At 73.0% G+C, this 21,808-nt stretch carries 20 protein-coding genes and 1 riboswitch; of the genes, 13 read left to right on the plus strand and 7 right to left on the minus strand.

Features of this window, described 5'->3' with window-relative positions:
- Position 1 precedes the first annotated feature (1 nt).
- From hemC to cofD, 5 genes are all read left to right on the plus strand, one after another.
- On the plus strand, positions 2–1,000 hold the full coding sequence (hemC, locus tag FVP77_RS13465; protein WP_147895087.1) for a hydroxymethylbilane synthase: 999 nt from the start codon (positions 2–4) through the stop codon (positions 998–1,000).
- Complete coding sequence (locus tag FVP77_RS13470) at positions 997–1,803, plus strand: uroporphyrinogen-III synthase (protein ID WP_147895088.1); 807 nt, start codon at positions 997–999, stop codon at positions 1,801–1,803. Before hemC ends, FVP77_RS13470 begins: the two co-directional genes overlap by 4 nt.
- Complete coding sequence (gene hemB, locus FVP77_RS13475; RefSeq protein ID WP_147895089.1) at positions 1,800–2,783, plus strand: porphobilinogen synthase; 984 nt, start codon at positions 1,800–1,802, stop codon at positions 2,781–2,783. The genes FVP77_RS13470 and hemB overlap by 4 nt, the downstream gene beginning before the upstream one ends.
- A 116-nt stretch (positions 2,784–2,899) precedes the next feature.
- Positions 2,900–4,240, plus strand: coding sequence for a glutamate-1-semialdehyde 2,1-aminomutase (gene hemL, locus FVP77_RS13480; protein WP_147895090.1), 1,341 nt, complete (start codon positions 2,900–2,902; stop codon positions 4,238–4,240).
- A 13-nt stretch (positions 4,241–4,253) separates the two neighbouring features.
- Positions 4,254–5,216, plus strand: a complete 963-nt coding sequence (cofD, locus tag FVP77_RS13485; protein ID WP_147895091.1) for a 2-phospho-L-lactate transferase — start codon at positions 4,254–4,256, stop codon at positions 5,214–5,216.
- Between the two features lie 97 nt (positions 5,217–5,313).
- Here cofD and cofC read toward each other — a convergent pair whose 3' ends face one another.
- From cofC to cofG, 4 genes are read right to left on the minus strand one after another with little or no spacing between them, the layout of a single operon-like run.
- Positions 5,314–5,991, minus strand: a complete 678-nt coding sequence (gene cofC / locus FVP77_RS13490; RefSeq protein WP_147895092.1) for a 2-phospho-L-lactate guanylyltransferase — start codon at positions 5,989–5,991, stop codon at positions 5,314–5,316.
- Between the two features lie 55 nt (positions 5,992–6,046).
- Complete coding sequence (gene fgd / locus FVP77_RS13495) at positions 6,047–7,066, minus strand: glucose-6-phosphate dehydrogenase (coenzyme-F420) (protein WP_147895093.1); 1,020 nt, start codon at positions 7,064–7,066, stop codon at positions 6,047–6,049.
- A complete protein-coding gene (locus FVP77_RS13500) occupies positions 7,063–8,556 on the minus strand; it encodes a flavin-containing monooxygenase (RefSeq protein ID WP_147895094.1) in 1,494 nt (497 codons plus the stop codon). Before FVP77_RS13500 ends, fgd begins: the two co-directional genes overlap by 4 nt.
- Positions 8,553–11,087 carry a 7,8-didemethyl-8-hydroxy-5-deazariboflavin synthase CofG gene (gene cofG / locus FVP77_RS13505; protein ID WP_147895095.1) on the minus strand — a complete coding sequence of 845 codons (2,535 nt, stop codon included), beginning with the start codon at positions 11,085–11,087 and terminating at the stop codon, positions 8,553–8,555. Before cofG ends, FVP77_RS13500 begins: the two co-directional genes overlap by 4 nt.
- Positions 11,088–11,202: 115 nt before the next feature.
- On the opposite strand from cofG, the gene FVP77_RS13510 reads away from it, so the two are divergent.
- Positions 11,203–11,613 carry a hypothetical protein gene (locus FVP77_RS13510; RefSeq protein ID WP_147895096.1) on the plus strand — a complete coding sequence of 137 codons (411 nt, stop codon included), beginning with the start codon at positions 11,203–11,205 and terminating at the stop codon, positions 11,611–11,613.
- A gap of 6 nt (positions 11,614–11,619) precedes the next feature.
- On the opposite strand, the gene FVP77_RS13515 is transcribed toward FVP77_RS13510, so the two are convergent.
- Together FVP77_RS13515 and FVP77_RS13520 are read right to left on the minus strand one after the other, a co-directional pair.
- Positions 11,620–12,438, minus strand: coding sequence for an ABC-2 transporter permease (locus FVP77_RS13515; RefSeq protein ID WP_147895097.1), 819 nt, complete (start codon positions 12,436–12,438; stop codon positions 11,620–11,622).
- A complete protein-coding gene (locus FVP77_RS13520; RefSeq protein ID WP_147895098.1) occupies positions 12,435–13,664 on the minus strand; it encodes an ABC transporter ATP-binding protein in 1,230 nt (409 codons plus the stop codon). The genes FVP77_RS13515 and FVP77_RS13520 overlap by 4 nt, the downstream gene beginning before the upstream one ends.
- A 113-nt stretch (positions 13,665–13,777) precedes the next feature.
- On the opposite strand from FVP77_RS13520, the gene FVP77_RS13525 reads away from it, so the two are divergent.
- From FVP77_RS13525 to FVP77_RS13540, 4 genes are all read left to right on the plus strand, one after another.
- The gene (locus FVP77_RS13525; protein WP_246134117.1) at positions 13,778–14,839 is read left to right on the plus strand and encodes an enoyl-CoA hydratase/isomerase family protein; all 1,062 of its coding nucleotides are present in this window, start codon (positions 13,778–13,780) and stop codon (positions 14,837–14,839) included.
- Between the two features lies 1 nt (position 14,840).
- Complete coding sequence (locus FVP77_RS13530; RefSeq protein WP_147895100.1) at positions 14,841–15,671, plus strand: LssY C-terminal domain-containing protein; 831 nt, start codon at positions 14,841–14,843, stop codon at positions 15,669–15,671.
- Positions 15,668–16,186: a hypothetical protein gene (locus tag FVP77_RS13535; protein WP_147895101.1), complete on the plus strand. Its 519-nt coding sequence runs from the start codon at positions 15,668–15,670 to the stop codon at positions 16,184–16,186. Before FVP77_RS13530 ends, FVP77_RS13535 begins: the two co-directional genes overlap by 4 nt.
- A gap of 69 nt (positions 16,187–16,255) precedes the next feature.
- Positions 16,256–17,170 (plus strand): nuclease-related domain-containing protein, encoded by a 915-nt coding sequence (locus FVP77_RS13540; protein ID WP_147895682.1) that lies wholly within the window; start codon positions 16,256–16,258, stop codon positions 17,168–17,170.
- Positions 17,171–17,193: 23 nt separating this feature from the next.
- On the opposite strand, the gene FVP77_RS13545 is transcribed toward FVP77_RS13540, so the two are convergent.
- The gene (locus tag FVP77_RS13545; RefSeq protein ID WP_187266941.1) at positions 17,194–18,714 is read right to left on the minus strand and encodes a D-alanyl-D-alanine carboxypeptidase family protein; all 1,521 of its coding nucleotides are present in this window, start codon (positions 18,712–18,714) and stop codon (positions 17,194–17,196) included.
- Between the two features lie 34 nt (positions 18,715–18,748).
- A riboswitch (TPP riboswitch) is annotated at positions 18,749–18,858 on the plus strand.
- On the opposite strand from FVP77_RS13545, the gene FVP77_RS13550 reads away from it, so the two are divergent.
- The 3 genes from FVP77_RS13550 (at position 18,851) to FVP77_RS13560 (ending at position 21,734) form a co-directional block, all read left to right on the plus strand.
- Positions 18,851–19,486, plus strand: coding sequence for an ECF transporter S component (locus FVP77_RS13550; protein WP_147895102.1), 636 nt, complete (start codon positions 18,851–18,853; stop codon positions 19,484–19,486). (Overlaps the previous riboswitch by 8 nt.)
- Before the next feature lie 68 nt (positions 19,487–19,554).
- Positions 19,555–20,952: an ABC transporter ATP-binding protein gene (locus FVP77_RS13555; RefSeq protein WP_147895103.1), complete on the plus strand. Its 1,398-nt coding sequence runs from the start codon at positions 19,555–19,557 to the stop codon at positions 20,950–20,952.
- The gene (locus tag FVP77_RS13560; RefSeq protein ID WP_147895104.1) at positions 20,949–21,734 is read left to right on the plus strand and encodes an energy-coupling factor transporter transmembrane component T family protein; all 786 of its coding nucleotides are present in this window, start codon (positions 20,949–20,951) and stop codon (positions 21,732–21,734) included. The genes FVP77_RS13555 and FVP77_RS13560 overlap by 4 nt, the downstream gene beginning before the upstream one ends.
- Positions 21,735–21,808: the final 74 nt, after the last annotated feature.

Genomic DNA, 21,808 nt, shown 5'->3' on the forward strand with positions numbered 1-21,808 from the left:
GATGAGCGCGCCCCTTCGCCTCGGCACCCGACGCAGCGCTCTGGCACTCGCCCAATCGCAGCAGCTCGCCGACGCGCTGACCCGCACGTCCGGCCGCGAGGTGCTCCTCGTGCCGATCGTCTCCGAGGGCGACGTCAACCGCGCCTCTCTGTCGCAGCTCGGTGGCCGCGGCGTCTTCGCGAACGGCCTGCGGGAGGCGCTCGCCGCGGGCGAGTGCGACCTGCTCGTCCACTCGCTCAAAGACCTCCCGACGGCGCAGCCCGACGGCCTCGTGATCGCCGCCACCCCGGCCCGCGAGGACGCCAGGGACGTCGTCATCACCCGGGACGGAACACCGCTGTCCGAACTGCCCCAGGGGTCGGTCGTCGGCACCGGGTCACCCCGCCGCATCGCGCAGGTGCTGCGGCGCAACCACCGCGTGCAGGTGCGCGATCTGCGCGGCAACGTCGACTCGCGGCTGTCGCGCGTGCGCGACGGCGATCTCGACGCGGTGGTGCTCGCCGCCGCCGGTCTGTCGAGACTCGGCGGAGACCTGGGCGGACTCGTCGCCGAGCCCCTGGGCCTCGACGAGTGGCCGACCGCGCCGGGACAGGGTTCGCTCGCCGTCGAGACGCGGACCGACGCCGCATCCGACCTGCTCGAAGCGCTCGGACGGCTGGACGATCTGCCGACCCGGATCGAGATCACGGCGGAGCGCGCCGTGCTCGCCACCCTCGACGCGGGGTGCCACGCACCGGTGGGGGCGCACGCCTCCCTGTCGGACGGCGATCTGCGGATCCGTGCGCTGGTCTACGCCCTCGACGGGGCGCACCGCATCGGAATGGACCGAACCGTGCGCCTCGAGCCGGGGTATGCTCGGACAGCAGGCAGCGGCGATGGTGCGATTGCTGCCGATGGTGCGGACCCGATCGCGCGAGCTGCGCGCACCGGGGAAGATGTCGCACATCGGTTGCTCGAACGTGGGGCGGCCGATCTTGTCCCACGAGAGTCGACCCCATGAATTCCAGCCCACGGCACACCCCGACGCCCGACCGGCCCCTGGCCGGCTGGCGCGTCCTCGTGCCGCGGGGCGGCCCCTGGGGTGACGGTGTCGCCGCGACCCTGCGCAACCAGGGAGCGACCCCCGTCATCGCGCCGTTGATCAACTTCGCGCCGACGAACGACCAGGCCTCGCTCGAGGCCGCCCTCAGCGATCTCGCCGCGGGGGCGTTCGACTGGCTCACCGTGACCAGCGCGACGACGGTCGACGTGCTCTACGCCTACCGCGCCGTGCTGCCCGCGTCGACGAAGGTCGCCGCGGTCGGCGAGACGACCGCCGCCGCCCTCCAGGCCGCCGGCTATCGGGTCGACCTCGTTCCCGAGCGCGACAACTCCGCCGCGGGCATGGCCGAGCAGATGATCTCCCTCGAGCCCGACTCCCGCCGGGTGCTGGCGCTGCGCAGCGAGATCGCGAAGCCCGTGCTCACGCGGATGCTAATCGAGGCCGGGCACGACGTGCGCAGCGTCGTGGCCTACCGCACGGTCGGAGTGCCCGTCACCGACAAGATCGCCCGGGATGTGACCTCCGGCCGCATCAACGCGATCCTCGTGACCAGCGGATCGGTCGCCGAGCAGGTGCAGGCGCAGTTCCCCCGCATCCCCGACTCCACCGTCATCGCCGCGATCGGCCCGCGCACCGCGAAGGACGCCCGTCGCGCCGGGCTCGCCGTCGACGTGATCGCCGAGCAGCAGACCGTCGACTCGCTCATCGCCTCGGTCGCGCGCTTCCCCCTCCCGCACTCGGCCGACGAGTTCACGCCGTGAGCTTCCCGCAGCACCGTCCGCGGCGGCTGCGGCAGTCGCCCGCCGTCCGCCGTCTCGTGCGCGAGACCCATCTCGCCCCGTCGCAGCTCGTGCTGCCGATGTTCGTGCGCGAGGGCATCTCCGAGCCGTCGCCCATCTCGTCGATGCCGGGGGTCGTGCAGCACTCGCTCGACTCGCTCCGGCGTGCGGCGGCGGATGCTGCGGACGCCGGTGTCGGCGGACTCATGCTCTTCGGCGTGCCCGCGGTGCGCGACTCGCGGGGTTCCGGAGCCGACGATCCTCGCGGCATCCTGAACGTCGCGACCGAGGCGCTCGTCGCCGAGGTAGGCGACGCGCTGGTGGTGCAGACCGATCTCTGCCTCGACGAGTTCACCGATCACGGCCACTGCGGCGTCCTCGACGCGCAGGGGCGGGTCGACAACGACGCCACCCTCGAGCGGTACGCGTCGATGGCCCTCGCGCAGGCGCGGGCGGGCTCCGCCCTTCTGGGCCTGTCGGGGATGATGGACGGCCAGACCGCTCACGTGCGCGCTGCTCTCGACGCCGAGGGCTTCACCGACACGATGATCCTCGCCTACTCGGCGAAGTACGCGGGGGCGTTCTACGGCCCGTTCCGCGAAGCGGTCGACTCGCAGCTCGTCGGCGATCGCCGCACATACCAGCTCGACCCCGCCAACGGTCGCGAGGGCGTGCGCGAGGCGCTGCTCGACGCCGAGGAGGGCGCCGACATCGTCATGGTCAAGCCCGCGATGCCCTACCTCGACGTGCTCGCCGAGGTGCGGGCCTCGGTCGACATCCCCGTCTGGGCCTACCAGGTGTCCGGCGAGTACGCGATGATCGAGGCGGCCGCGGCGCACGGGTGGATCGACCGGCGCCGCGCGATCGAAGAGAGCCTGCTCGGCATCCGGCGAGCCGGTGCCGACGCGATCCTGACGTACTGGGCCGTCGAAGCCGCCCGCTGGCTGCGCGACACCCCCTGATCAGCCTCTGCCTGCGTCGCCCGCGCTCCAGCAACAAGTCAGGCTGAATCGGGATCGGGAGCGGCCCGGGGGCGAGACAACCACCATTCATCCTGAGTTAGGGACGGAACCCGACCATGACCGATCGCAATGACGAGCTGTTCGACCGCGCGCGCGAGGTGATCCCGGGCGGGGTGAACTCGCCCGTGCGCGCCTACGGGTCGGTCGGCGGCACGCCGCGATTCCTCGCGTCGGCGCGCGGCGCGACGGTGACGGATGCTGCCGGACGCGAGTTCGTCGACCTCGTGGCCTCCTGGGGGCCGGCCCTCCTCGGACACGCGCACCCCGAGATCGTGGAGGTCGTGCAGGCGGCGGCCGCCCGCGGCCTCTCGTTCGGCGCGCCGACCGGCGCAGAGGTCGAGCTCGCTTCGCTCATCGCCGAGCGGGTGGCGGTCGGCGACGCGAAGCCCATCGAGAAGGTGCGGCTCGTCTCGACGGGCACCGAGGCGACGATGACCGCGATCCGTCTCGCGCGCGGCGTCACGGGCCGCGACCTCCTCATCAAGTTCGCCGGGCACTACCACGGCCACTCCGACGGGCTGCTGGCCGCCGCGGGATCGGGCGTGGCGACGCTCGCCCTGCCCGGATCGGCCGGTGTTCCCGCCCCGATCGCCGCGCAGACCCTCGTGCTGCCCTACAACGACCTCGACGCGGTGCGCGAGGCCTTCGCGCTGCACGGCGACCGCATCGCCGCCGTGATCGTCGAGGCGGCCGCGGCGAACATGGGCGTCGTCGCGCCGCTTCCCGGCTACAACGCCGCACTCGCCGACATCGCCCACGACAACGGCGCGCTCCTCATCATCGACGAAGTGCTCACCGGGTTCCGCGTGCACCCCGCGGGGTACTGGGGTCTGCAGGCCGAGGCCGGCGAGGCCTTCACTCCCGACCTCTTCACGTTCGGGAAGGTCGTCGGGGGAGGGATGCCGCTGGCCGCCCTCGGTGGTCGCGCCGACGTCATGGACGCCCTCGCCCCGCTCGGCCCCGTCTACCAGGCGGGCACCCTCTCGGGGAACCCGCTGTCGGTCGCGGCCGGTATCGCCACCCTGCGTCTGGCCACCCCCGAGGTCTACGCCCGGGTCGACGCCGCGGCGGCCGTCGTCGCCGACGCGCTGTCGTCGGCCCTCACCGCCGAGGGCGTCGTGCACGCCGTGCCGCGCGCGGGCTCGCTGTTCGGGGTCGCGTTCCTCCCCGACGCGCCCCACGACTACGCCACCGCGCTGACGCAGGACGCCTGGCGCTACCCGCCGTTCTTCCACGCGATGCTCGACGCGGGCGTCTCCCTCCCGCCGAGCGTCTACGAGGCGTGGTTCCTCACCGCCGCGCACGACGAGGCCGCCCTCGACCGCATCGTGTCGGCGCTCCCGGCCGCGGCCCGCGCCGCAGCGTCCGCCCTCGACCCCACGCTCCTCGCGCAGTGAGCGCGTTGCGCGCATGACCCGCGTCGTCGTGCTCGCCGGCGGGGTCGGCGGGGCGAAGTTCACGCTCGGCGTCCGCGAGGCCCTCGCGCGCCGCGGCGCCCCCGAGGCGACGGTCGTCGTCAACACCGGCGACGACCTGTGGCTCTCGGGTGTGCGGCTGCAGCCCGACATCGACTCGATCCTCTACGCGCTCGCCGGGGTCAACGACACCCAGCGCGGGTGGGGGCGTCAGGGCGACACCGAGCGCGTCAACGAGGAACTTCAGGCGTGGGGTGCGGGCTGGCCGTGGTTCACCCTCGGTGACCTCGATCTCGGCACGCACCTCGCCCGCACCGGATGGCTGCGCGACGGAGCGACCCCGACGCAGGTCGTCGAGCGGCTGTCGGCCCGTTGGCCGCTGGGGGTGCGGATGCTGCCGATGACCGATGCGGAGGTCGACACGCGCGTGCTGCTCGAGGACGGCCGGGACCTGCACTTCCAGGAGTGGTGGACGCGGTACCGCGCCACCCTCGCGCCGTCCCGCTTCGACAACCCCGGGGTCGCGTCGGCCGTGCCCGCGCCCGGTGTGGCCGAGGCGATCGCCGCCGCCGACGTGGTGCTGATCGCGCCGTCCAACCCCGTCGTCTCCATCGGTCCGATCCTGCGGGTGCCGGGGGTGCGTGAGGCGCTGGCCGCAGCATCCGCGCCCGTCGTGGGCGTCTCACCGATCATCGGCGGCAGGGTGGTGCGTGGGATGGCCGACGTCTGCCTCGCCGCGATCGGCGTCGAGACCTCGGCCGCCGCCGTCGCGGCGCACTACGGTGCGCGGGCGACGGGCGGCCTGCTCGACGCGTGGCTCGTCGCGACCGAAGACGCCGACGCTGCCGCTGCGGTCGAGGCGGCAGGCATCCGGCCCGTCGTCTCCCCGCTGTGGATGAGCGACGTCGCGGCATCCGCCGCGATCGTCGCGTCGGCGCTCGAGGCGGCCGGCGTCTGATCCGCCCGCGACGTCACGGCTTGCGCACGAGCGCACGACCTCTGGCCGACCCCGACCCGTGTGCTCGTGCAGAACCCGTGCGCTCAGTCCACCGGGGCTAGGCCGCAGACGACGCCAGCACCGCGGCGGTGCGCTCGCCCAGACCCAGGGCGGATGCTGCGGCCAGCTGCTCGGCGGTGTCGACGTCGCGACGCAGGGTCGAGTCGACGGGGACGTCGAGGGGCGTGCAGCCGAGCAGTTTGTGGCGCGAGAAGGAGTCTTCGCCGAAGGCCGAGAGCCAGGTCGCGCCGGCCCGGGCGGTCACGAGCGTCGAGCCCTCGCCCTCGGCGTCGGCGACGACCCCGCGCTCCACGGCCTCGGCGGCCTCGAGAGCGGTGTCGAGGTCGAACGGACGCAGCGCCGGAAGGTCGCCGAGCAGGGCCGCGCGCGGGACGTCGGATCCGGCGGCGGCCGCCCCGGTCGCGATCGCGGCGTCGAGTCCGCGGGTGTCGCCCTCACGGACGACGTCGACCGTCCGCATCCGGCGCACGGCGGCGGCGATGTCGGAGTCCTCGGTCACGACGATCACCCGTTCGACCGCCGTGGCCGCGGCCGCGGCCGCGATCGTGTCGAGCGCCAGCGCGCGGGCCAGCGCCGCACGGTCGGGCGCGGCATCCGACAACCGCGACTTGCCGACGTCCGACGACTTCACCGGCACGATGACGACCCACCCGGGGCTTCCGTGTTCGGCCGGCGCGGGCGAGGAGCGCGGCGAGAAGCGGTCAGACAGAGACATCACGACAATTCTGCCCGAGGGCGGGGCGAACGGGGGCGGGCTTGCCGAGGAGGGCTCAGTCGGCGAAGCGCGCGCGCAGGCGCGGCAGGATCTCGGCCCCGTACATCCGCAGGAACTCCGCCTGGTCGTGCCCGGGGTCGTGGAACACGAGGTGGCGGAAGCCCAGCTCGACGTATCGTGCGATCTTCTCGACGTGCTCGTCGGGGTCGGTCGAGACGATGAATCGCGATGCCGCGCGCTCCAGCGGCAGCTCGGAGGCGAGCCGCTGCATCTCGAGCGGATCGTGCACGTCGCGCTTCTCCTCGGGGGAGAGCGCGAGCGGCGCCCAGAAACGGGTCTTCTCCATCGCGGTGTCGTGGTCGGGGTGGTACGAGACCTTGACCTCGATCATCGTGTCGATCGCGTCGGCCTCGCGTCCGGCCTTCTCCAGCCCCTCGGCGAGAGCGGGCAGCAGCGTGTCGGTGTAGAGCGCCGGGTCCTTCCCGCTCGTGGTGATGTAGCCGTCGGCGATGCGTCCGGCCAGGCGCGTGGCAGCCGGCCCCGACGCGCCGATGTAGATCGGGACGGTCTGGTCGGCCGGCGGACGGTCGTAGATCGTGGCGTCCTTGACCGAGTAGTACTTCCCCTCGTAGGTGACGCGCTCGTCGGCCCAGAGCTTCTCGATGAGGATGATCGCCTCCTTGAGGCGCTGGAACCGCTCGGGCGGCTCGGGCCACTCGAGACCGAGCGTGACCTCGTTGAGCGCTTCGCCCGTGCCGACTCCGAGGATGATCCGTCCCGGGTACATCACGCCGAGGGTCGCGAAGGCCTGCGCGACGACGCCCGGGTGGTAGCGGAACGTCGGGGTGAGCACCGATGTGCCCATCACGATGGTCGAGGTACGGGCTCCGAGAGCTCCGAGCCACGGAAGTGCGGCGGGGGCGTGGCCCCCCTCGTGCATCCACGGCTGGAGGTGGTCGGAGAGGAAGACGGAGTCGAAGCCCATCTCCTCGGCGAGCACGGCGAACTCGAGCAGCTCGGACGGACCGAACTGCTCGCTGGACGCCTTGTATCCGAAACGCAACGGGACGGTCATGTCGTCTCTCCTCTGGTCTGGCCGTGACGCGAGGGCGCGTGCGCGGGTTCGAACTCGCTTCCGTCCGCGGCGGCGAGCCGCTCGCGGAAAGCCTGCACGGTCCCGGGCCACAACAGCGTGAGCCGCCCCGAACGATCGTCGACGTACCAGTTGCCGCAGCCACCGGTGAGCCAGGGGGTGGATGCGGCGGCGGTCGCGATCTCGTCGGTGTACGCCGCCTCGGCCTCGGGCCGTGTGCGCAGCACGCCGTCGGCGCGACGGTCGCGCTCGACGAGCGCGCGGACGACGTACGCCGCCTGCTCCTCGCTCATCAGCACCGACGAGTTGTGGCCGAGGCTGGCGTTCGGCCCATTGAGCACGAAGAGATTCGGGAAGCCCGGCACGACCGTCGACGCGAACGACGTCATGCCGCCGGCCCAGTGCTCCGCGAGCGTCGTTCCGCCCTCGCCGCGCACCAGCTCGGCGTACGGCTGCTGCGAGGCGGCGAATCCGGTGGCGAGCACGATGACGTCGGCCTCGTGCCGCGCACCGCTTCCGGCGACGAGGGTGGTGCCGTCCACCGATGCGAGGGCGGATGCTTCGAGGGTGACCGCGTCGGAGGCGACCGCCGGGTAGAACTCGTCCGAGAGCAGCACCCGCTTGCAGCCGAAGGCGTAGTCGGGCGTGAGCGCCTGTCGGAGCGCGGGATCGGCGACCTGACGCGCGAGGTGCGCGAGAGCGACCGCGAGGGCGGCGGCCGAGGCGGCGGCATCGCCCGAGCGCGAGGCGAAGCGCGCCTCGCCCTCGACGAAGAGCTCGGCGCGCAGCCGCGCGAGCTCGTCGGGATGGCTGGCGAATCGCTGCTGCTCGTCGGCGCTGTAGTCGCGCCCGCCGCGGGGGACGATCCAGGCGGGAGTGCGCTGGAAGAGCGTGACGTCGGCGGTGCGGGCGAGCTCGGGCACGAGCTGGACGGCACTCGCGCCGGTGCCGACGACCGCGACCCGCGCGCCCGAGAGCTCCACGGAGTGGTCCCATCGCGCCGAGTGGAAGATCGCGCCGGGGAACGACTCGAGCCCCGGGATCGACGGCACGTGGGGTTCGGTCAGGCGCCCGCACGCCAGGACGAGCGACGAGGCCTCGATCGTCTCCCCGCCCGCGTCGATCCGCCAGAGCGCGGCCGCAGCATCCCACTCCGCTCCCAGCACGGGGGTGCGCAGGCGCAGGCGGTCGCCGAGCTCCTCGTGTTCGGCTACGGCTTCGAGGTACGCGTGGATCTCGGGCCCCGGCGCGAAGGTGGCCGACCACGTCGGGTGCGGGTGGGCGGCGAAACCGTAGAGGTGCGACGGCACGTCGCAGGCGACCCCGGGGTAGGTGTTGTCGCGCCAGGTGCCGCCGACCGTCTCACCGCGCTCGAGCACGACGAAGTCGTCGCGGCCCGCGCGGCGCAGCGCCATCGCCATGCCGAGGCCGGCGAACCCCGCCCCGACGATCGCGACGTCGACCCGGGTCACGCGACGCCCGGCCCTCTGGTCGGGGTGCCGTAGTCGGTGGTGCGGAGGCGGAACGGGCGGAACAGGCGTGCGGCGATGCGGGAGGCGTCGGCGACCGGCAGCTCGAGCCCCTGCTCGACCCCGGCGTCGGGGAGGACGCGTCCGTCGAGGAGCGCGCCCCCGAGGTCGTCGCCGCCCGATCGCAGCAGCTCGGCCGCAGCATCCGTCCCGACCCGGGTCCACGGGATCTGCACGTGAGGGATGCTGCCGGAGAGCAGAAGGCGAGAGACCGCCACCATCGCGCGGTGCTCGTCGAGCGCAGCGCGCCCGGCGACGAGGGGGACGCCGCCGCCGCTGGCGAGCGGTGTCGGGGGGAGAGGGCCGGCGCCGCTGGCGAGCGGTGCCGGGGGGAGAGGGCCGGCGCCGCTGGCGAGCGGTGCCGGGGGGAGAGGAATGGGCACGAACTCGGTGAACCCGTTCGTCTCGCCCTGGATGCGGCGAAGTTCGCGCAGGTGCGCGACGCGCTCGGCGGCCGTCTCGACGTGGCCGTAGAACAGCACCGATGTCGAGCGGAAGCCCGCGCGATGGGCCGCGGTGATCGCCTCGATCCAGTGGTCGATCTCGGTGTCGCCGGGGGAGACGAGGGCGCGCACGCGCTCGCTGAGCACCTTCACGCCGGTGCCGGGGACGGTGTCGACGCCCGCCTCGCGGAGAGCGGCGAGGGCGCCGTCGAGACCGAGCCCGCCGCGGTCGGCGAGGTCCCACACGTCCTGCGGCCGATAGGCGTGCAGGTGGATGCCGGGGGCTCCGTCCTTCACCGCTCGCGCGATGCCGAGGTAGGCGCGGGGATCTTCCGCCGCATCGAGCCGCCCCTGCACGCACACCTCGGTGGCACCGAGGTCGGCCGCGTCGGCGGCGATCTGCGCGACGTCGTCGAGGCCGAACGTGCCCGGGCCGCCGCGACCGGCGGCGCGGAAGCCGGACGACGACAGATTGCGGTTGACGACGAGGCTGACGGTCTCACCGACGGTGTACCGGCGCACGTCGTCGGCGGTGGCCGCGAGGGCGTCGAGGTCGGGCCCCGTCGCCTCCAGCAGCGTCACCCACTCGGCGTCGTCGAGCGCCAGAGGATCGGCCGCGGCGGCTTCCGCGAGGCGCCGTGCGTCGCTGGTCGGTCGCCGGTCGGGTGAGGCGTTCCCGGTCGCGCGCGCGCGGCTTCCGCCCGTACCCGGGCTGGATGCCTCGTCGTCGGCGCGCTGCGCCGCGATTGCGGGGGTGCCCGAAGACGACGGCGCTGATGAGCCTGAGTACGGTTCGCGGGGTGCCGCCGTCACGTCGGCGGCCAACCCCGTCGCGGGATCGGCGAGGGCGGCGACGGCGGCGTGGAGGGCCGGGTCGATCCACCGGGCGGCGTCGCGGACGAACGGGGGCTGGGCGGTCAGGCGCTCGCGCAGGGTGAAGCCGAGCTCGGCCGTCATGCGCGCGAGGTCGTCGAGGTGCGGCCACGGGCGCTCGGGATTGACGTGGTCGGCCGTCAGCGGCGAGATGCCGCCCCAGTCGTCGGCGCCCGCGCGCACGAGGAGGGCGAACTCGGCAGCGTCGGAGAGGTTCGGCGGCACCTGGATGCGCATGTGGGGCCCGAAGACGAGTCGGGCCACGGCGACCGCGGCGACGTACTCGACAAGGTCGGCGTCGGGGGCGTCCTGCATGGCCGTGCGCGGCTTCGCCCGGAAGTTCTGCACGATGATCTCCTGCACGTGCCCGTGACGCTCGTGCAGCTCGCGCATCGCGATGAGCGACTCGGCTCGATCGCGGAGGGTCTCGCCGATCCCGACGAGGATGCCCGTGGTGAACGGGATGCCCGCCGCGCCGGCCTCGTCGATCACCTTGAGCCGCAGGTCGGGGTCTTTGTCGGGCGACCCGAAGTGCACCTGCCCGGGCTCCTCGAAGAGTCGGCGCGAGGTGGTCTCGAGCATCATGCCCATCGACGGGGCGGTGGGGCGCAGCATCCGCAATTCTTCGGCGTGCATGACACCCGGGTTCGCATGGGCGAGGAGCCCCGTCTCGGCGGTGACCAGTCGCGCGATCGCGGCGACGTAGTCGAGGGTCGATGCATAGCCGTGCTCGTCGAGCCAGGCTCGGGCCTCGGGCCAGCGGTCCTCGGGCCGGTCGCCCAGCGTGAGCAGCACCTCTTTGCAGCCCATCGCCTGGCCCTGCCGCACGACCGCGAGCACCTGCTCGGGAGACATGAAGGCCGGCTTGCGCTTCTTCAGCAGCTGCCCCGGGGTGTCGACGAAGACGCAGTAGTGGCAGCGGTCGCGGCAGAGCGTCGTCAACGGCACGAACACCTTGCGCGAGTAGGTGATGACCGAGGGCTGGCCGGCGGCCGCGAGTCCCTCGTCACGGGTCGTCGTCGCGAGGTCGAGCAGCGCCTCGAGGTCGGCACCGGTCGCCGCGAGCAGCACCTCGGCTGCGTCGGCGTCGAGAGCCGCGCCCCCGCGGAGTGCGTCGAGCAGGTCGGCGACGGGAGATACGGTGCTGCCGACGCTCATGGATTCAGGCTATCCCGCCTCCCGCGCGCCGGGGCCGACGGTCGTGCGGTGGATCGTTGTCGTCCTGTGAGCATCCGGCCCGGAATGAGACGTCGACCGCTGGCAGGATGGAGACATGGTCTCCCTCCTGCTCGATTCGACACAGCTCGAGGTCGTGCTGTCGCCGACCGAGAAGGCCATGTCGTTCCGGCGCGGCAACCTGAGGGTGCCGCGGGAGACGATCGTGCGCGCCCAGCTCACCGACGACGCCTGGACGTGGCTGCGCGGCGTTCCGAACCCGGGCATCTACCTGCCCGTCGCGGTTGCGATGGGCACGTGGAAGTCCGCCGGAGGCAACGATCTGGTGCTCATCCGTCGGCGCCGGTCGAGCGTGGTCATCGACCTCGAGGGCCACGACGAGTTCGAACGGCTGATCCTCACGACGCAGCACGGCGCCTCGCTGCTCCAAGCTCTGCGCCTGGAGGTCGACGGCGAACCCGAGGACGTCGCCGCGATCGCGAAGAAGAAGCCCCGCCGACGGGGCTGACCCGAGTCAGTCGACGTCGCGACGCCAGGTCGTGAACTGTCCGATGACGAGGAACACGACCGCGTAGCCGAGCAGCACGAGTCCGCCGACCCACCATTCGAGCGGTTCGGTGGCGCTGGCCGCCGCGACCGACAGGGCGCTGCTGCCGACGAGCGCGTCGCCGGCGGCACCGGGGAGCAGGCGGGCGATCGGCTCGATGCCCTCGACGAACGCGCCCGCGACACGCGCGATCGGTTCGATGAACTGGGTGAACGCCAGCACGAGCACGATGGCCACGACCTGGTTGCGCACGATCGTTCCGACGCCGAGGCCCACGAGAGCCCAGAGCGCGAACGACAGCACCATGCGGGCGAGCATGGCCCAGGTGTCGCTCTCGCCGAGCAGGGTCGGAACATCGGATGCGGCGAGCACGAGCGCACCCGGACCCACGGCGGCGATCGTTCCGATCACGCCGTAGAGGGCGCCGATCGCGAGCGCGACCACGACCTTGCCGGCGAGCACCGTGCCGCGGCGCGGGGTGGCGAGGAACGAGGGGGTGAGCGTCTTGTGCCGGAACTCCGACGTGACCATCAGCGTGCCGATGAGCAGCGGGAAGACGTAGCCGAAGGAGGTGGCGACGCTGTAGATCACCGGCGGGAGGGTGTCGACCGGGAGGGCGGGGCCGGTGCTCCCGGGCAGGGATCCGGTGGCGACGGCGGCGAGGGCCCAGCCGAAACCGGCCGCCACGAAGGCGACGTAGACGGCGAGCACCAGGGCGAGGATCCACCAGATCGAGGTGGTGAACTGCTTGGTCAGCTCGGAGCGGGTGGCGGTTGCGAGACTCATCGCTGCTCCTCCTCGGCGGGGTCGCTCTCGGCGGGCGGCACCACGTCGATCACGCCGGTGGCGGCGACGGCGAAGGCCGCGGTCGACGGCGCCGGCTCGGGCTCGGGGGAGTCGGTCGCTGAGCTCGTCGAAGCGTCGGACGGCGTGGCCCCTTCGGCAGGCGCAGGGGCCTGCGGGGGCTCAGGGGCCGACTCGGGCTGGGCCTCGGGGGCCTGTTCGGGCTGGGGCTCGAGAGCCGGCTCGGGCTCAGGGGTCGGCTCAGGCGAAGGAACCGGCTCGGACTCGACCGCGGGAAGCGGAGGGCTCGGCGCAGCATCCGCCGGGGGCGCGACGACCACGCCGTTGACGAGGTCGAGGAAGATCTCCTCGAGCCCGGCCCCGCGGCGTTGCAGGCTCGACAGCACGACGCCTGCCGCGCCGGCGATCGCGCCCACCTCCGCCGGTTCGACCCGGTGAACGGTCAGGCCGTTGCGCAGCACCGCGTACTCGAGTCCGGCGGCCTCGATCGCGGCGATGAGGGCCGCGCGGTCGGGGGCGTCGACGATCGTCGCGTGTTCGCTGCGTTCGGCGAGGTCTTCGATACCGCCCTGGAAGACGAGCTTGCCCGAGGCGATGATGAGCAGGGCGTCGACGGTCTGCTGCACTTCGGCCAGCAGGTGAGACGAGATGAGCACGGTGCGGCCTTCGCCGGCGAGGGTGCGCAGCAGGCCCCGCATCCAGCGGATCCCCTCGGGGTCAAGGCCGTTCGTGGGCTCGTCCAGCACGAGCACGCCGGGGTCGCCGAGCAGCGCCGAGGCGAGACCGAGCCGCTGACGCATGCCGAGCGAGTAGCCGCCGACCTTGCGCCCGCCGACGTCGGAGAGCCCGACGAGCCCGAGCACCTCGTCGACGCGGGCGCGGGGGACGCCCCCCGCATCGGCGTAGACCTTGAGGTGGTTCGCGGCGGTGCGCCCGGGATGGAAGCTCGATGCTTCGAGCGCGGCGCCCACGCTCTGCAGGGGTCGGTCGAGCTTGTCGTAGGTGCGCCCGCCGATCGTGGCGGTGCCCTCCGTCGGGCGGACGAGTCCGAGCAGCATCCGCAGCGACGTCGTCTTCCCGGCGCCGTTCGGCCCCAGGAAGCCGGTCACCAGGCCCGGCTCGACGCGAGCCGTGAGGCCGTCGACCGCGGTCACCGGGCCGAAGCGCTTGACGAGCCCGGAGAATTCCAGCACCTGTCCGTCTGGCATGCCGAAACCTCCCGTTCATGCGTGCGTTCCTTCCATCTTGGCGGAAACACCCCCCGATCCCGCATTTCCTTCCGTCTCTGACCGTGCCGCGCCCGGCGCGCTACCGTGACGGAGTGGATGCTGCGACCGAACCCCGTGTGATCGCCCGAGCCGCGAGCGGGCTCGGACGCCTCACGCTGGATCGCCCGAAAGCCCTGAACGCGCTCGACCTCGGCATGGTGAGGAGTCTCCGCACGGCGCTCGACGAATGGGAGCACGAGCCCGACGTCGGGATCGTGCTGCTCGACGGAGCCGGTGACCGCGGGTTCTGCGCCGGCGGTGACGTGCGCGGGCTCGCCGACCAGATCCGTTCCGGCGACCCGGACGCGGCGGGTGTCTTCTTTCGCGACGAGTACGCCCTGAACGCCCGCATCGCCGAGTACCCGACGCCGATCGTCGTCTTCGCCGACGGCATCACGATGGGCGGGGGCATCGGCCTGGCCGGGCACGCGACCGTACGCGTCGTCACCGAGCGGTCGATGCTCGCGATGCCCGAGACCCGAATCGGCTTCACGCCCGACGTCGGCGGCAGCTGGCTGCTCGGCCGGGCGCCCGGCCGTCTCGGCGAGTACCTCGCTCTGACGGGCGCGTCGATGAACGGCGCGGACGCCGTCTACGCCGGCTTCGCCGACCACGTCGTCCCGAGTGAGAACCTCGACGCGCTGCGCGACGCCCTCGAGACGCGGGCCGATCCGTCCACGCCGGCCGAGATGGTGCTGCTCTTCGACGAGACCCCGCCGCCGTCCCCGCTCGAGGCGGCCCGGGTATGGATCGACGACGCGTTCGCCGCCGAGACCGTGGGCGAGATCGTCGAACGTCTGCGCGCACGGCCGGAGCCCGAAGCCGCCGCCACCGCCGACACGCTCGGCGAGCTCTCGCCCACGGCGCTGGTCGTGACGCTCGAGGCCGTCCGCCGCGCCCGCTCGCTGCCGCACCTCCGTGCGGCGCTCGAGCAGGAGTACGGGCTCGTGCTGTGGTTCGCCGCGACCCAGCCCGACCTGCTCGAGGGCATCCGCGCGCAGCTCGTCGACAAGGACCGCTCGCCCCGGTGGGCTCCGGCGTCGCTCGACGAGATCGCCCCCGCCACGCTCGCCGAGGCGTTCGCCCATCGACCCGCCACCCCGCTCTGGAGTTGAGATGGCCACGACGAAGAAGCGACGCCCGCGCACCTTCTCTGCCGCGCTCGACTGGTTCTTCTTCGTCTTCGCGGGTCTCGCGTCGGTCTGGCTCGCGTACCTGGGCTTCACCGAGACCTTCGCCGTCGGCTGGTGGGGCATCCCCATGGCGATCGCGTTCTGGGTGCTGCTGGCCTACCTCGTGCTGCCGCGCCTGCACCGCATCCTCACGGCCGTCTACGTGCCCGACTACTTCATCGGGCGCGCCCGCACGAGCGACGGCCTGCTCGGCGACCCGGTGAACCTCGCGTTCATGGGAACGCGCGAGCAGATCGAGGCGGCCCTCGTGGCGGCGTCGTGGCGGCCGGCCGATCCGGTGACCCTGCGGTCGTCGTGGCGCATCATCACGTCCACCGTGACGCGCCGCAGCTACGACGAGGCGCCGGTGAGTCCGCTCTTCCTGTTCGGTCGGCAGCAGGACTTCGCCTACCAGCAGGAGTTCGCCGGCAATCCCTCTCAGCGTCATCACGTGCGCTTCTGGCGATGCCCCGACGGGTGGCTCCTGCCGGGCGGCTATCGCGTCGAATGGGTCGCGGCGGGCACGTTCGACACGGCGGTGGGCCTGTCGCTGTTCACGCTCCAGGTCACCCACCGCATCGACGCCGACACCGACATCGAACGCGACCACATCGTCGGTTCCCTCACGGCGGCCGAACCGCGCGTGAAGGTCGACGTCATCCGCGACTTCTCCACCGGGTACCACTCGCGCAACGGCGGGGGCGACAGCATCCGCACCGACGGCGACCTGCCCATCCTCGATGTGAGCGCGATCGAGACGGGGGTGGCCGTATGAGCCGTCGCGAAGAGCGCCCTCCCGAGAAGCGGGCGGCGTTCGAACTGCCCGCAGCCCTCGAGAGGCCGCGCGCCGACCCGTCGATGAAACGGCCGATCTCGACGACATCGGGAGCCGCGCTCGTGCTCCTGCGCGTCGCCGCGGGCCTCTACTGGCTCGTCACCGTCGCGCTGGACTGGTCGTCGTGGGTGAGCGTCTACGACGACGACCCGGCCGACCTCACCCCCGAGCTCCTGGGCGTGACGCTCGTGGTCTTCCTCGTCGTCGTCGGCGGGTTCCTGCTCGGCGAGGCCGTCTTCGGGCTGCTGATCCTGCGCGGACGCAACTTCCCGCGCGTGGTCGTGATGGTCTTCGCGGTGCTGTCGATCTCGACGGCGTTCACCGGGTGGTGGGCGCAGGGGCAGGACATCCGGGTGGGCACCACGCTGGTGACGCTGGCGCTCGACATCCTCATCCTGCTGGCGCTGTCCAGCCGCAGCGCCGCCGCGTACGCCCACCGCCGTCGGCGCGACTGACAGCCCTCGCACACCCGCGTCGGGTTAGCCTGTCGGATGCTGCGTGTGCGCGCGGCAGGGGAGGGTGAGGTGTTCGACAGCCCGGTGTCCGCGTCGGCCTACGAGGTGCTCGGCGTGACCGCCGACGTCGACGACGAGGAACTTCGTCGCGCGTACCGTCTGCGACTGCGGCAGACCCACCCCGACACCGGTGGCGATGCCGCGGTCTTCGTCCAGGTGCAGCGCGCGTGGGAGCTCATCGGAACCCCCGACGCGCGCGCGTCGTACGACCGCGGTCGCGGCGCGCAGGCCCCGGAGTGGTCGGCGCCGCGGGCGAGCGCTCCCCGCGCCGACACGCGGCCGCGCGCCCGGACGCACGGCCAGCCCGGCGGGTGGCGGCGCGAGCGCTATCTGACGCTCGTGCGCGAGTGGGTCGGGCGCGGGGTCGATCTGCCCGATCCCTACGATCCCCAGCTCGTCCGCTCGGCGCCCCACGAACTGCGCCGCATGCTCGCCGACGCGCTCGCCGAGGAGGCGACCGCCCGCATCGTCGCCGACCTCGGCATGGGGTACACGGTGTGGCACGACGTCGACGCCTCGCGCGACGGAGACCCCGAAGACAAGCTCGACCACATCGTGCTCGGCCCGAGCGGACTCTATGCGGTGCTCTCGGAGGACTTCGGCGGTCCGATCGGTTTCCGCCGCGGCGAGATCGTCGGCGCCCACGTCGCCGGGGCTCCCGTGACCGAGCTCGTCTCACGACAGCGTGTGATCGCCCGCGCCGCCGGGGTGCGCTTCAGCGGCGCGATCGTGGTGCTGCCCGACGGCGACGTGCTCGGCGCGGTCACCGACCTCGGCAAGGTGCGGGGCGTGCCCGTCGCCGTGGTGTCGCAATCGGGCCTGTCGACCCTGCTGCGGCAGGGCGTCACCGGCGCCCGCGACATCGGCGGCACCGAGCTGTTCGACATCCGCACCCGACTGCAGCAGCGCGTCCGGCACGTCTGAGCCGCGGCGGGCGTCACCCGGCGTCAGCCGGTGAGGCCCAGCAGTTCGAGCGGGTGGGTGAGGCGCCACCAGGCCGTCGGAGGTTCGATGTCTCCGGAGAGGCGCACCTCGACGGAGTCCGCGTCGAGCGGGCCGGTCACGACGAGCGTGCCCACGGCGGCGCCCTCGTCGACCGCGTCGCCCAGCGAGAAGTCGGCGGCCGGGGTGGCCGCGCCGCCGTTCCAGAGCACGACGACGGCGTCGTCGGCGGTCACGACGTCGACCGACTCGCCCCACGCCGTCTCGATCTTGCCGACGCGGGTGCCCGCGGGCACCGAGGGCTCGGGCTGCAGCTCGGTCTCGATCTGCGCGAAGAGGCTGCGCATCGCCGCATCCCGCGTCGCGCGGTCGGGCTGACCGAGCACCGAGCCGAAGACGCGCACGGTGGTGTCGCCGACCGTGATGTCCTTCGCGGCGAGCAGGTTGTACGCGTCGAGGGTGCCGGTCTTGAGACCGACCACTCCCGGGTCGTTCAGCAGGTCGTTCGTGTTGCCGACACGGCCGGCGCCGGGCAGGTCGACCTCGGGTTTGGCGACGATCTCGGCGATGACGGGGTTCTCGAGGGCTTTCATCGCGAGAGGGATGAGCGCCTCGGGGGTGGCGGCGTTGCCTGCGACGATGCCCGAGGGGTCTTCGATCGTGATGCCCGAGATGCCGTGGGCCGTGAGCCAGGATCGCGCCGCGCTCGCGAAGACCGCATCGGAGGGGTACAGGTTGCCCGCGAGGCGGTCGGCGTAGTTGTTCGCCGAACCCACCAGCAGCCCCTCGAGCATCTGGTACTCGCTGAGCGTTCCGCCCACCGGCACGTCGAGCGCCGATTCGCCGGCGGCGCGGTCGGCCCAGTACTGCCGGCGGTCGGCTGCGGTGAAGGCGAAATCAGGACCGGCCTCGCCGGCGGCGAGCGGCATCGCGTCGAGAACGACGAGCGCGGTGACGACCTTGGTGATGCTCGCGATCGACTCGGCCTCCGACGATGACGAGAGGATCCCCCCGGCTCCCGCGACGGTGAGGGCGGCGCCGCCGTCGGCCGGCCACGCGGGTGTCGCGGCGGCCGCGGCGACCGGCTGTACGGCGACCGCCTCGATCTGCGGCGCGACCGCGTAGAGAGGCCAGAGCAGGGTCGTCGCGACGTAGGCGCCGGTCACGGCGAGGATCACGAAGACGGGCGCGAGAACCCCGGGTCGGAAGATCGAGCGACGGGGCGCACCGGCGAGCAGGTCGGTGCCCGTCGCCACGGGGGCCGCGTCGACGGCGAGAGAAGCCGGGGCGGCGGTGGACGAGACCCGGTTCTCGTCGACCCAGGTCAGCGCGGGGAAGCCGGAGGACTGCGCCGCGACGACTTCGGCGGGCGCATCATCGAGGACGGGCCCGGAGGGCTCGGCCTGCGGGGCGTCGCCCGCAGCCTCGGCGGGCGTCGGGGTGGCATCGTCGACGATCGGATGCGGCGCGGTCGCACTCTCGCGCAACGCACGCCGCGACGGCGGCGCGGTGGCGTCGGGTCCCATGCGCCTAACGTACCTCGCGGGCGGGTCTATACTCGCCTGGAACCACGGGAGTCCGGTGAGCCGGGCTGAGAGGAAGCGATCCACGCTTCGACCGTCGAACCTGATCTGGGTCATGCCAGCGCAGGGAGGAGAGAAAATGCACACTTCCGCGTCCCCGTCCACCGGGACTCACCGCTATTCGTGGCGCGTCGTCGACATCGTCGTGGCCAGCGTCATCGGTGTCGCCGCCGGGCTGGTCTTCTGGCTGTGGGGCCAGGCCTGGCCGGTCCTCGACACCGCGCTGGCGTTCACCCCGGGCCTGTCGGGCCTCCTCGCCGGAGGCTGGCTCTTCGCCGGCGTGCTCGGCGGTCTGATCATCCGCAAGCCGGGTGCCGCGCTCTACACCGAGATCGTGGCCGCGGTCGTCTCCATGGCGATCGGCACCCAGTGGGGCTTCACGACCCTGATCTGGGGCGTGGTCCAGGGCCTCGGCGCCGAGCTCGCCTTCGCGATGTTCGCCTACGCCAACTGGCGCCTCGGCGTCGCTCTGCTCTCGGGCGCCCTCGCCGGTCTCGCTGTCGCACTGCTCGACACGACCTTCTCCTCGGTCGCCGCGCTCGCCTTCGAGGCACGGGCGGTCTACTTCGTCTCGGCGGTCGTCTCCGGCGTCGTGATCGCCGGTCTCGTCTCGTGGGTGCTCGCCCGAGCGCTCGCTGCCACCGGCGCGCTCGACCGCTTCGCCTCGGGTCGTGCGTACCGCTCCCGGGAGACCACCGCAGCCGACGCCGCGTGAGGTCGGCGCCTGCCGCCGTCCGCGCCCGCTCCTGGGGGTGGCGCCACGCCGGCCGTCGACGCTGGGCCGTGCGCGAACTCGATCTCGACATCGCCCCGGGGGAGCGGGTGCTGCTCCTCGGGGCGAGCGGCTCGGGCAAGAGCACGCTGCTGCGGGGCCTCGCCGGGGTGCTCGGCGACCTCGACGACGGGGAGAGCGTCGGCGAACTGACGCTCGACGGTGCTGCTCCCTCCGCCGCCCGCGGACGCGCGGGGCTGGTGCTCCAAGACCCCGACGCTCAGGTTGTGCTCGCCCGGGCGGGCGACGACGTCGCCTTCGCGTGCGAGAACCTCGGCGTTGCGCGCGAGGAGATCTGGTCGAGAGTGGATGCTGCGCTCGAGGCGGTCGGTCTCGGGATCGGCCGCGACCACCCGACGTCCCGGCTGTCCGGCGGGCAGAAGCAGCGCCTCGCGGTGGCGGGCATCCTCGCGATGCGACCCGGTCTCATGCTCTTCGACGAGCCGACGGCGAACATCGACCCCGAAGGTGCCGAGCTCGTGCGCGACGCCGTCATCGCGGCGGCACGGGTGACCGGTGCGACCCTCATCGTGGTCGAGCACCGGGTGGCGCTCTGGGCCGACGCGGTCGACCGGGTGATCGTGCTCGACGGCGGCGACGGCGGCGGGGTGGTCGCAGACGGGTCGCCCGGTGCCGTCTTCGCCGCGCACGGCCGATCGCTCACCGAGGCGGGCGTGTGGGTACCGGGCATCCCGGTCGAGATCGATCGCCGGCCGAGGTCCGCCGCATCCGAGACCCTGTTGAGCGGGTCGCACCTGGCGGTGGGCCGTCGGGCGTTCGCCGCGCGTTCGGCGACGGTCGTCGCATCCGGGATCTCGGTCGACCTCGCCGCCGGTCGTGCGCTCGCCGTCACCGGCCCCAACGGAGCGGGCAAGTCCACCCTGGCGCTGACCGTCGCGGGTCTTCTCGCGCCGGCAGCCGGCGACCTGACCGCGACGGCGTCCCTCGCCGGCGGGCGGGGCGCGACCCCTTCCCGCTGGCGGTCGAGCGAGCTGCTCACACGGATCGGCATGGTGTTCCAGGAGCCCGAACATCAGCTGCTCGCCACCCGGGTGCGCGACGAGCTCGCCGTCGGCCTCCGCGCGCTCCGCCGCGACCCCGACGAGATCGCGCGCACGGTCGACGAGCTTCTGGAGCGGCTGCGGCTGACCCGGCTCGCCGACGTCAACCCGTTCACGCTCTCCGGCGGTGAGAAGCGGCGCCTCACGGTGGCGGCGGCGATCGCCACCGCCCCGCGGGTGCTCGTGCTCGACGAGCCCACGTTCGGGCAGGACGCCCGCACCTGGCGCGAGATCGCGGGCCTGCTCGACGGGCTCCGTGCAGACGGGACCGCCGTGGCCTTCGTCACTCACGATCGTGAGCTCGTCGCGGCCCTCGCCGACGCCGAGCTCGAGGTGGGGCGCTCATGAGCCTCACCACGCTGGGCCCTGCCGACGGACCGCTCGCCCGCCTCAATCCCGTGGCCAAGCTCGCCGCGACACTCGTGCTGACCGGTGCGCTGCTCGCCTCGATCGACCCCGTCTCGGCGGGTGTCACACTCGTCGCGACCCTGCTGCTCCTGCCTTTCGCGCGCCTCCCGATCCGCGACCTGTGGCTGCGGCTCTGGCCGATCGCAGCGGGCGCCGTCGTCGCCTCGACCGCCACGGTGCTCTACGGCAGGCCCGCCGGCGACGTGTACGTCGAGTGGGGTGTGCTGCGCGTGAGCGACGGCTCGATCGCGCTGGCGCTCGCGATCCTGCTGCGCGTCCTCGCCATCGCCGTTCCCAGCGTCGTGCTGTTCGCGACGACCGACCCGACCGATCTCGCCGACGGCCTCGGCCAGATCCTGCGCCTGCCGGCGCGGTTCGTGCTCGGCGGGCTCGCGGGCCTGCGTCTCGTGGGGCTGCTGATCGAGGACTGGCGCGAGCTCGCGCTGGCCCGCCGCGCGCGGGGGGTCGCCGACGCCGGCCGCGTGCGCCGGTTCCTCGGGCAGACCTTCGCTCTCCTGGTGCTCGCGATCCGGCGCGGGTCGAAGCTCGCGACCGCGATGGAGTCTCGCGGCTTCGGCGCCCCCGGGCCCCGCACCTGGGCGCGCCCGTCGCGGCTGAGGGGGAGCGACGCCGCGCTCCTGGCGATCGCGGTCGTCATCGCCGCAGCATCCGTCGTCATCTCGGTGGGTTCCGGGGCCTGGCGCCCCATCTTCGGCCTCTGACGCGCGGGGTGCCGTGACGTGCCGCGATCCGGGGCCTCCGGCTACCGGGTGACCCCCGATCGCGGCACCTCACC

Source organism: Microbacterium hatanonis (assembly GCF_008017415.1).
Taxonomy (GTDB): Bacteria; Actinomycetota; Actinomycetes; order Actinomycetales; family Microbacteriaceae; genus Microbacterium; species Microbacterium hatanonis.